We start from the raw sequence: 8970 nt of genomic DNA, 5'->3' as shown, positions 1-8970 counted from the left end.
TTTCCTTTCTTTTCTTGATTACATCTACTTAGCCATAAGCTGCTTCATGCCCTGACTCTTTGCTTATGTGTGATAAAGAAGTAATAGAAGTGTAAAAAATTTTGCCTTTCCTATCCGATACTTGTCTTTGGTATCGGATAGGGCGGGCGGTCATTCGGGCAAGTCCACCTTGCCGACGAAAGAATAGTAAATCTCAATATCCTGTCTGCGTGTGCCGTTTTCATCGTAGCTGCACTCATGCACAACGATTTTCTCTACAAACTCACGCAAGAGGGTGTGGGTCAGTTCTTCAAAGTTCATGTGCTTGCGGACAATGTTCATAAACTTTTCTGCGTTTACGGTAGCTTCCTGTGCTTTGGAAAGCTCCGCCTGTATTCTGGCAACACGCTCTTTCAATTCCTGCTGTTCGGCTTCATAGTCTGCCGAAAGCTCCGTGAAACGCTCGTCAGAAATGCGACCGCTTACGCTGTCCTCATACAGCCGCTTGAAAATAGCGGAAAGTTCACCGATACGCTTTTCGGCAGCTTCCAGTTCCTTTTTCTTGGCGGCGTTCCGGCGTTTGCCGCCGTCCTCGTTCTGCTCGATCAGCAGCTTCATAAACCGGGCTTCATGCTTTGCCGCATAGCTCGTCACTTTCCGTAGATTGGAGAGAACGCCCGCAGTCAAAAGGTCGGTGCGGATAAAATGTGCGGTGCAGTCATGGGTGCGCTTCTTGTAGTTCCCGCAGATATAGCAGTCCTGTTTCCGCTTATCGGTCTGGTAACGCTGCTGATACATGACGCTGCCGCAGTCCGCGCAAAAGAGCATACCAGAGAACAAGCCCACTTCATCATAGCGGTTCGGACGCTTGCGCTGTTTGCGTAATTCCTGCACACGCTCCCATGTCTGGGTGTCGATGATAGGCTCATGGTGGTTCTCGAAAATTGCCTGTTTCTCAATGGGATTTTCTATGCTGTGCTTGGTCTTGTAGGACGGTTTCTCCGTCTTGAAGTTCACCAAACAGCCCATGTACTCCCGGTTTTCAAGGATATGCACCACGGTATTTGTCGCCCATTTGCACTCATAGCCGGGGTGATAGCGGCGTGTGCTGCCCGTCCTGCGGTATTCCAGCGTTCCCGGCGTTGGGATTTCCTGCTCGGTCAGCATACGGGCTATCTTGGTCGGACCGTTCCCGGCAAGGCACAGACGGTATATCTGCTTGACTACGGGTGCGGCTTCCTCGTCAATGATGAAATTTTCGTCCTCGTCCATGAGGTAGCCGTACACGGGTTTGCTCGTAACAGGCTTGCCGCTCATGCCTTTTGACCGTTTTACGGCTTTGATTTTCTTGCTCGTATCTCTCACCAGCCATTCGTTGAAAATGTTCCGCAAAGGGGCAAAATCATTGTCGCCCTGTGCGCTGTCCACTCCATCGTTTATGGCGATAAAGCGGACGCCTTTTTGTGGGAAAATCATCTCGGTATACATTCCCACCTGCAGGTAGTTTCGCCCTAACCGTGACATATCCTTTACGATAACAGTAGCCACTTTCCCGGCTTCAATATCCGCAAGCATGGATTGAAAGCCCGGTCTTTGGAAGTTCGCACCAGAATAACCATCGTCCGTGTACCAGCGCAGATTGGAAAAACCGTTCTGCTTTGCGTAGGTTTCAAGAATACGCTTCTGGTTGGAAATGGAATTGCTTTCGCCTTGCAGCTCGTCCTCATGGGATAGTCTTGGATAAAGGGCAGTGATTTTCTGGGTGGTCTGTCTTAACATAAAATCCTCCGTTTCCGACAGCCAGCCCCACTATTCCGTATTTCGATTATACCACATGGGGCGGCTGTCTGTATAGCGGCTTCTGCTTCTTTACCGCCTGTCAAAATGACGATTTTTTACTGTGCGGCTTGTAGCGTTAGGGCGAAAGCTGGGCTTTGTGTCCTGCGGCGGCTTCCGCCTCCAGCACTTTCATCATCTTATCGGCTGCGGTGTCGGTGGTATCTTTTTTGAAAAAGCCGGAAACGATAAGGACGGTGTTGCCCATGCGGATCTCTGTCACGCAGTCCGGGCGGCGTTCCGGGGTGGTGTTCTGCTTGTTCTCTGCCATAGGCAACTCCTTTCATTTCATCAATTCTTTTAGTCTGTTCAGCTTGGCTTGCGCCGTTTCACGGCGGAAGTTCTCTCCCGTAAAGAGGATAGGGGCGCACATTTCCAAAAGGCGGTCATAAATCCGGGCATGGGCGGTGTCCAGCGGATTTTGCAGGCTGTCCAATGTCAGATTGGTGGTAACGATTAAGGGCTTGCGGCTGCGGTAGCGGCTGTCAATCACATTGTAGACCTGTTCTAAACCGTACTCTGTGCCGCGCTCCATTCCAAAATCATCAATGATAAGCAGAGGAAAACGGCAAAGACGCTCGATATACTCGTTGCGCCCCTCAAAGCTGGCGGTCAGGTCATTCAAAATCGCAGAGAAGTTCGTCATGCGGACAGCGACTTCCTGCTCCATGAGGGCATTAGCGATACAACCGGCAAAATAGCTTTTTCCTGTGCCGACCTTGCCCCATAGCAGATAGCCGATATTTTCCTCGCGCATGATTTCCCAATGCTCCACATAGAAGTGTGCAATCTCCATTTGCGGGCATTTCCCGTTGTCGTTGGCGAAAGTCCATTCCTGCATGGTAGGATTGGTAAATCCCCGGCGTTTCAAGTCCTCCACGGTGTCAAGGTGCTTTCTGCGCTGTTCGGCGGCTTCACGCTCCAAACGCTGGGCTTTCTGGCAGTCACATTCTGCCGGGTGGCGGTCACGCCCAAACAAGGCGGCTTGCTTTTCCGGGAAGTAGGCTTCTTTCGGAGTGTGACACTTGCCGCAGTAAAGCAGTCCGTCCTCGCCCATGTAGTCCTCCGGCTGTGGGGTAACAGCCGTCATATTCAAAACTCGTTCTGTAAACAGATTACTCATAAGCTCTCGCCCTCCTTGCAGGTGTATTCGGGTATGCCCTGTTTCGGGGCAGCCTTTGCGGTATCGTCTGCCGCCCATCTGCGAATAGTGGCGGCGTGGTTTTTATATTTCTTGCCCGTGGACGCGATATAGCCGGAAAGCCGCTCAATATAGTACGCCCATTTTTCGGGCAGCTCCGCTTGCAGTTCGGAAAGCTCCGTATCAGTCAGAAATACATTCTCATATCTGCCATAGCTGCGGGCGAGGGCTTGTCCCTTTAACTCTTCCTCTTTTTCTAACTCTATATCTATCTCTTTCTTTATCTCTATCTCTGGTGGACGAATGTCGGACAAATGTCCGCCATTTGTCCGCGGCGGCAAAAGTGCCTTATTTTCAAGCCTTGCGGCGCGTTTCCGTTCCGCTTCGGTAGAGGATTGACCGATCATCAGCTCGATGTCGGTCATATAAAGTAGCCCGCAGTCAAGCTGCTCCACAAGCCCTAACTGCTGGAAGATGGCTAATGCCCGTTCCACCGTCCCGATTTGGTGACGGGTCAGCGTGGCTATCATCTGGGCGGTATAGGGGATATGCTCGTCAAGCTGCAATCTGCCGCCATTTTTCAGCGATTTTAAGTACAGCTTCAAGAGGATATTGGAATACAAAATCCCGTCTTTCATGTCCTCCAACAGCACAATGGAATCGCTGTCGAAGAAGTTTTCTTTCAGTTTGAGGTAGTAATATTTGCGGTTATCTGCCATTGGCGGTGTCCTCCCTGTGTTTCCATCTCTTAGAGAAATACCGGGGGCAGAGGACGATAATCGCCCGGAAGCTCTGCTTGCAGCCGTGTGTGCAGCCCCGGCAAAGGTCATTGTAGGTAATACGGTTTCGGTGGTTGAGGAAAAAGCTCCATTCCAACCGCCGCTTTTTGCTCATACGTGGCATTTCTCGCTCCTTTCTGCCGTTTCCGCTGGTATAAGCGGATAGGTCGGTAAAAATGTAGTTTCTCGGTGTCATTTTCGGGGATTTCCTGCGCTGTGCGCCCCGTTTCAAAGGTGGGCAGTATTGCGGATAGGGTGCAGGGCATATCCCTGTTTTGGTATCGTTTCGGGGCGGTTTTTAACGCTCATGTTCGTGCTTTTTCTCTCTGTCTTTCTCGCCTTGCAGGATTTGAGAAAGATTGCTTTTCACGGTATGCAGCTCCTTGACACGGGCTTTTTTCTCCCGGTATTCGTTGTAATGGGCGTTCTTTTCGGCGGTAAGCTGCTCGATTTCCGCTTGCAGGGCTTTATGGCTTGGCAGCTTGGAAACGCCATGCGCCCGGAAATAACGGGTGGCTGCGTCCGCTATGATAAAATCGCTTTCGTGCCGTTCCCGATAGGTGCTGCGGGCTTTCTCCGTTTTCTGTGCTTTCAGACCGTCACGGGCAGGCTTGGTCTTGGCATAGGCAAGCACCTGTGTCTGAAGCTCCTTTTTCTCCCGGATAGCAGCGTCCAGGGCTTTCAGCTTGGCGGTGCTGTCCTGTAAATCCGCATTGGCAGATACCAGGGCTGCGTCCAGCTCCTCCGGCGAATAGCCGTACTGCCCGTAGGCGGCAACGGTAGCCGCCATTTGTTTCAGATTGTGGACTGCCGCCCAGCGGTCATAGCCCGCGCCCTTTCCCTCCGCTCGCTTCGCTGCCCGGTCAACCATGCGCTGAATACCGTCCTTTTCCGGGGTGGTTTGGACAGCTTTTTTGCCCTGCAAACGCTCCCTTATGTTGCGGGGGTATTCGGGTACGGTTGCGGTCTGCTCGGCGGCTCTGTGGGCGTTCTGTTCCAAAAGGGCAAGAACGGCAGCGCGGTCAAAATCATCTCCCAGCTTGCGGGCGGTAATGGGCTTTGTCCTGTCCGGCGTGAGGTAGGATAGCCGCCCTCGGCTCTCCTTGACAGTCACGCCCTGTTGCAAGAGAACGGCGGCGAACTCGCCATAGCTTGTGGCAGAGGACAGCGCGGTGCGTATGGCCTGCCGCAATTTTTCCTTGTCTGTTTCAAACTTCGTGGGCTTGGCTGGCTGCTCCTCGGCTGGCAAGGCGGCAACTTCCTTGTCCAGCTTTGCCTGCCCTTTCCGCTGCGCCCAATACTCACGCTCGGTAATGCGGTTTTTGCTGCCATGCAAAAGGTCGATTTGATAGAGATTTTCCCGGTGGCACAGCTCCATGACTTCGGCTTTGAAGTATTCCATCGCCGCGTCTGTGCAGCGGTGTTTGCACCCGGCGCGGGTGTCTGCCGGTCTGTCCATGTAAGGCAGGAACGGAACTTCCTCTATCCGCAGAGAATTGATAACGATATGCACATGGATATTGCCGCTGTGGTTGTGTCCGTCCGGGTGGGTGCAGACAATGGCTTGGTGTCCGGGAAACTGCTTCCGGCAAAATTCCTCGCCCAACGCCTGCGCCCGGTCTACGGTCAAACCGTTGTCCACCGCGTCCCGTGGGTCAAAGCTGATAATGTAGTGGTGGCTTTTTACATCTTCCCGCTTCTGGTTCTTCCCATAGCGGAGATTGGAGCGCATACAGGCAACGGCAAAATCCTCGTCGCCGCAGTTCAGCGTGGCTATTCGATAGTCCTCTCTGAGCATGAGCCGCCCGTTTTCATCAAGGGTGGGCTTCATGGTAAACTCGTCATGTTCAAAGGTGAGGTACTGCTCGGCTGCGCCATAATCCGCATTTTTAGAGCTGATATGTTTGAATGTTGCCAACAGCGTCACCTACCTTTCGCAGGACTTCAAACTTCAAGGCAGCAAGGTCAGAAATGGCGGCGCGGACTTCAACGGACAGGGCGTTGTATGGTGTGCCGTACTCGTTGAGGGCGCGGGCAATCTGATTGAGGTTGCCACCGATTTTTCCGTATTCGGCGGTCAGCCTGCCAACGGCGGACAACAGTTCATCATTGACCGGGGAAACGGTAACGATGGGACGAATGGTCGCCCGTGTAATGGCTTGCCGGATAAATTCGGATTGGCTCATGTCATAGTGTTTCAGCCGCTCGGTAAAGTCGGCGTATTCTTCCTCGGTCATGCGGGTTTTGACCACATGGCAGCGGTGGGGTGTGTTATATTTTTTCTTCAAGCGTTGACCTCCTTTCTCGCCCGACAGGGCGCATGAGCAGGGTTTGGGGAAGGCACTCCCCAACAAGATTTACCAAAGGGGGCAAAACCGCAGATATGCGGATTTTGGCACCGTGGTAGAATCTTGCTCTAAAAAACTACCGCTTTCCTCGGCGGCTCTGGTTTGCGGATATACTGGCTTGCTCCACCAATATAGCGATTGCGGTGGCGTGTTCTGCCCGCTGTTCACCACTACAACGGTGAAAAGGGGGCGTTTTGGCAAACGCAGCGGAAATTTTTTTGTTTTCCCTGTCTGCTCCCTACAACAATCCGGCGGTGTGGTTTGCCAAAGATTTTTGAAAATGGGCGCAAAAAAAGCAGTAAACCTTTTCAAGATTTACTGCTTATCTGCCGCTGTGATGGGTGGCGGTATTAAATTGTCAGCCGTTTTTCAAATGGAATTTATCTGCAATCGCTTTCTTTCTGCTTTCCAATTCCTTTTCTGTAATCTTCCATAATCCTAACGCAATGATCTGCTATCTTTTGCATTCCGAGTTCTTCAAAAAAGGCAATTTGTATTTTCATCAGTTCTTCACAAACAGTCAACTTCTGCTCATCCATATTGCTAATAGCAAGCCATGGGAACGCTTTATATTTCTTAGTGTCCCCAATGAGAAAATTGTACCCTATCAACTCATTTTCACGGAAAACGAAATAGAATTGTGGGCCTGAACCTGGAACTGACTTTTCCATAATTTGCTGCATTGTTCTCACGCCGCCGTATGCCGGAAAAAAACCTATTCGCTCAAGAGCATTTAATATGTCAATCCTTTTATCTGTGGGTATGTCTCTATAATTGATAATCTGTTCCATTTGCTCTACCCTCATTGAAGTTTAATTTGTCAGGCTCTAATTATACAACTTTTCTGTTTAGCGGTCAAAGCGGAACTTCAACAGGCTTTCTATCAGTTGCCTGACGATATGCTCCTGCATATCCGTGTTAATCTGTCCGTCCATTTTCGCACAAGAGCGGATATATCCCGCATAATGGGATAGGACGGCGGCAACAGCTTCCGGGTCGCCCTCGCTTGCCTTAACGATTGTCTCATAGGGAAGTAGCTGGCTCATAGGACAAACCCTCCACCTCTGCCCGTAGCCGCCGTAAAATCATCTGAATACGCCGCCCGGTTGTGTTGCCAGCCCGTCCATATCTCCGTCCAATCTCCCTATGCGTCAATCGTTGGAAGTAGTACAAGAAAATGATTTCCTGTTCCATCTGTGATAGTGCGGACAGGGCTGCGGCAAGCTCTGGACTTTCCAAAAGCACCATCTGACCACAGACGAAAAGCGGATAGCTGGTCATGCCGGATTGCTCCGCAAAGTATTTATCTGTGGTACTGAATGGATAGTGTTTTTCTTCTATCAGATATTCAAGCGAGATTTCCCGCTTGCGGCGGCTCCGTATGCTCCGGGCTGCGTCTATGGCAGCGTGGCGAATAACAGTCTTGCAAAAGGCATCGTGTGTATGCCGGATATGTTCTTGATACTTTTCGTGTTCGGTCATGGAAAATCCCCCTTTCTGAATAATGGCAGAGGGCGGCAGCATCTTGTGCTGTCGCCCTCTTGATTACCGAACAGCAAAGACGGGCGGGGCTGTCAACGGCGGCGCATTTGCGCCGTTCATCTTGACCGTTGACAGGCTCGGCTGGGTTTGCTATCTGCTCACGGCAATTCACTCTCATTGATAGGAATTGCCTCAAGTTCCGTATTCAAATTGTTCCAATAAGAGCCGATATCCGCACTTGTGAAATACTTAAAACCGCCTGCTGCTGACTTCAATTCGCCGTTTTTAACCCCATAGCAGGCGTAAATCAAATCGTAGCTTGTTCCATCTGAGAGGTTAAATCTAAAGCTGGTCACATCTGCTCCGGCAGTTTCCTCAGTCGTTTTGTCTTTTAGGGATAAGCCCTTGAACTTATCATACAGGGTCTTTATATCATTTTCAGCAACAACTACTTTCTTTTCTGCTGATGCAGGCACTCCGTCATAGTGGTACATTTCAACGTTTTCGACATCTTCAACCTCAAATGGGAAGTTGATTTTGACAGGCTCATAAGCAATGTTTATAGGTAACAGAAAGAGAGCTGTAAAAATTGCAATGATACAAAGAGCGATGGAAACGAGAACAGCAATCGTTATCTTTTTTCTGCCTCTCTGCTTTTCTTTTGCCTCATGGCGCATAATAACGCTTTCGCTTTCTTCGTGAAGAACATCTTCGCTCGTGTGAGAAAGCAATTTCTGATAAATTGCGTTACAGTCAGCACAGGCGTTCAAATGCTCTTTTACCATCTCTGCGCTTGCTTCGCTGCAAGCACCGTCAACATACAGCGGAAGAATATCTCGAACAATATCGCATTGTTTACTCATGCTTTTCATCCATCCTTTCTTGAATTTTTAGCTTTGCACGATGATAAGTAACTCTCGCCCATGATTCTGTTTTTCCAAAAATTGCAGCGATTTGTGAAAAAGATAGTTCCCCGAATACGCGAAGCTGAAAGACTTCTTTGTATGGTTCTTCCAAACGGTGAAGAACGAGGTGTATGCGGAACGCCATGTCAGAATCTGCAACTGAGTTCTCAACATTTTCATTTGATGGCAAGTCATTGATTTCACTCACATCAGCTACTCGCTGACGGCTTCGCATTTCATCATGGTAAAGGTTTTTTGCTATGGAGCAGAGCCATGTCAATTCATCTGACTTACCTTTGAATTGTGATGTTGTAGAAACAGCCTTATAGAATGTGTTCTGCGTGATTTCCTCTGCTATCTCACGATTTTTGGCAAGAGAAATAGTATACGAGTATACCTGTAAATAGTAGGCTTTATAGAGCTTTTCATAGTCCATACTTGTCATCACCTCCTCGTATTATAAAAGAGTAGTATTTATAGACCGCTCTCCAGCGGTATGC

At 49.9% G+C, this 8970-nt stretch carries 12 protein-coding genes; all 12 read right to left on the bottom strand.

Going from position 1 to position 8970, the window contains the following annotated elements; translation table 11 throughout:
• Nucleotides 1-150: 150 nt before the first annotated feature.
• Nucleotides 151-1758, bottom strand: coding sequence for a recombinase family protein (locus J3353_RS15000; protein WP_005933734.1), 1608 nt, complete (start codon nucleotides 1756-1758; stop codon nucleotides 151-153).
• 136 nt (nucleotides 1759-1894) lie between these two features.
• Entirely contained in the window at nucleotides 1895-2086 is a 192-nt protein-coding gene (locus tag J3353_RS14995) for a transposon-encoded TnpW family protein (RefSeq protein ID WP_005932101.1), read from the bottom strand.
• A 12-nt stretch (nucleotides 2087-2098) separates the two neighbouring features.
• On the bottom strand, nucleotides 2099-2938 hold the full coding sequence (locus J3353_RS14990) for an ATP-binding protein (protein WP_054324685.1): 840 nt from the start codon (nucleotides 2936-2938) through the stop codon (nucleotides 2099-2101).
• Nucleotides 2935-3675 (bottom strand): phage replisome organizer N-terminal domain-containing protein, encoded by a 741-nt coding sequence (locus J3353_RS14985; RefSeq protein WP_005933730.1) that lies wholly within the window; start codon nucleotides 3673-3675, stop codon nucleotides 2935-2937. The genes J3353_RS14990 and J3353_RS14985 overlap by 4 nt, the downstream gene beginning before the upstream one ends.
• Nucleotides 3665-3859, bottom strand: a complete 195-nt coding sequence (locus J3353_RS16415; protein WP_006573562.1) for a hypothetical protein — start codon at nucleotides 3857-3859, stop codon at nucleotides 3665-3667. Before J3353_RS16415 ends, J3353_RS14985 begins: the two co-directional genes overlap by 11 nt.
• Before the next feature lie 174 nt (nucleotides 3860-4033).
• Entirely contained in the window at nucleotides 4034-5653 is a 1620-nt protein-coding gene (locus tag J3353_RS14980) for a relaxase/mobilization nuclease domain-containing protein (protein ID WP_055155943.1), read from the bottom strand.
• Nucleotides 5625-6023, bottom strand: a complete 399-nt coding sequence (gene mobC / locus J3353_RS14975; RefSeq protein ID WP_008818019.1) for a plasmid mobilization relaxosome protein MobC — start codon at nucleotides 6021-6023, stop codon at nucleotides 5625-5627. Before mobC ends, J3353_RS14980 begins: the two co-directional genes overlap by 29 nt.
• Before the next feature lie 440 nt (nucleotides 6024-6463).
• Nucleotides 6464-6889, bottom strand: a complete 426-nt coding sequence (locus J3353_RS14970; RefSeq protein WP_055155944.1) for a hypothetical protein — start codon at nucleotides 6887-6889, stop codon at nucleotides 6464-6466.
• Nucleotides 6890-6931: 42 nt separating this feature from the next.
• Nucleotides 6932-7129, bottom strand: coding sequence for a helix-turn-helix domain-containing protein (locus J3353_RS14965; RefSeq protein ID WP_005946132.1), 198 nt, complete (start codon nucleotides 7127-7129; stop codon nucleotides 6932-6934).
• Nucleotides 7107-7607 carry an RNA polymerase sigma factor gene (locus tag J3353_RS14960; RefSeq protein WP_207685154.1) on the bottom strand — a complete coding sequence of 167 codons (501 nt, stop codon included), beginning with the start codon at nucleotides 7605-7607 and terminating at the stop codon, nucleotides 7107-7109. Before J3353_RS14960 ends, J3353_RS14965 begins: the two co-directional genes overlap by 23 nt.
• 116 nt (nucleotides 7608-7723) lie before the next feature.
• The gene (locus J3353_RS14955) at nucleotides 7724-8428 is read right to left on the bottom strand and encodes a zf-HC2 domain-containing protein (protein WP_054324686.1); all 705 of its coding nucleotides are present in this window, start codon (nucleotides 8426-8428) and stop codon (nucleotides 7724-7726) included.
• The gene (locus tag J3353_RS14950) at nucleotides 8421-8906 is read right to left on the bottom strand and encodes an RNA polymerase sigma factor (RefSeq protein WP_008818014.1); all 486 of its coding nucleotides are present in this window, start codon (nucleotides 8904-8906) and stop codon (nucleotides 8421-8423) included. Before J3353_RS14950 ends, J3353_RS14955 begins: the two co-directional genes overlap by 8 nt.
• Between the last annotated feature and the right edge of the window lie 64 nt (nucleotides 8907-8970).

Source organism: Faecalibacterium sp. Marseille-Q4137 (assembly GCF_017377535.1).
GTDB classification, from domain to species: domain Bacteria; phylum Bacillota; class Clostridia; order Oscillospirales; family Ruminococcaceae; genus Faecalibacterium; species Faecalibacterium duncaniae.
This window is presented reverse-complemented; position numbering and strand designations above follow the sequence as displayed.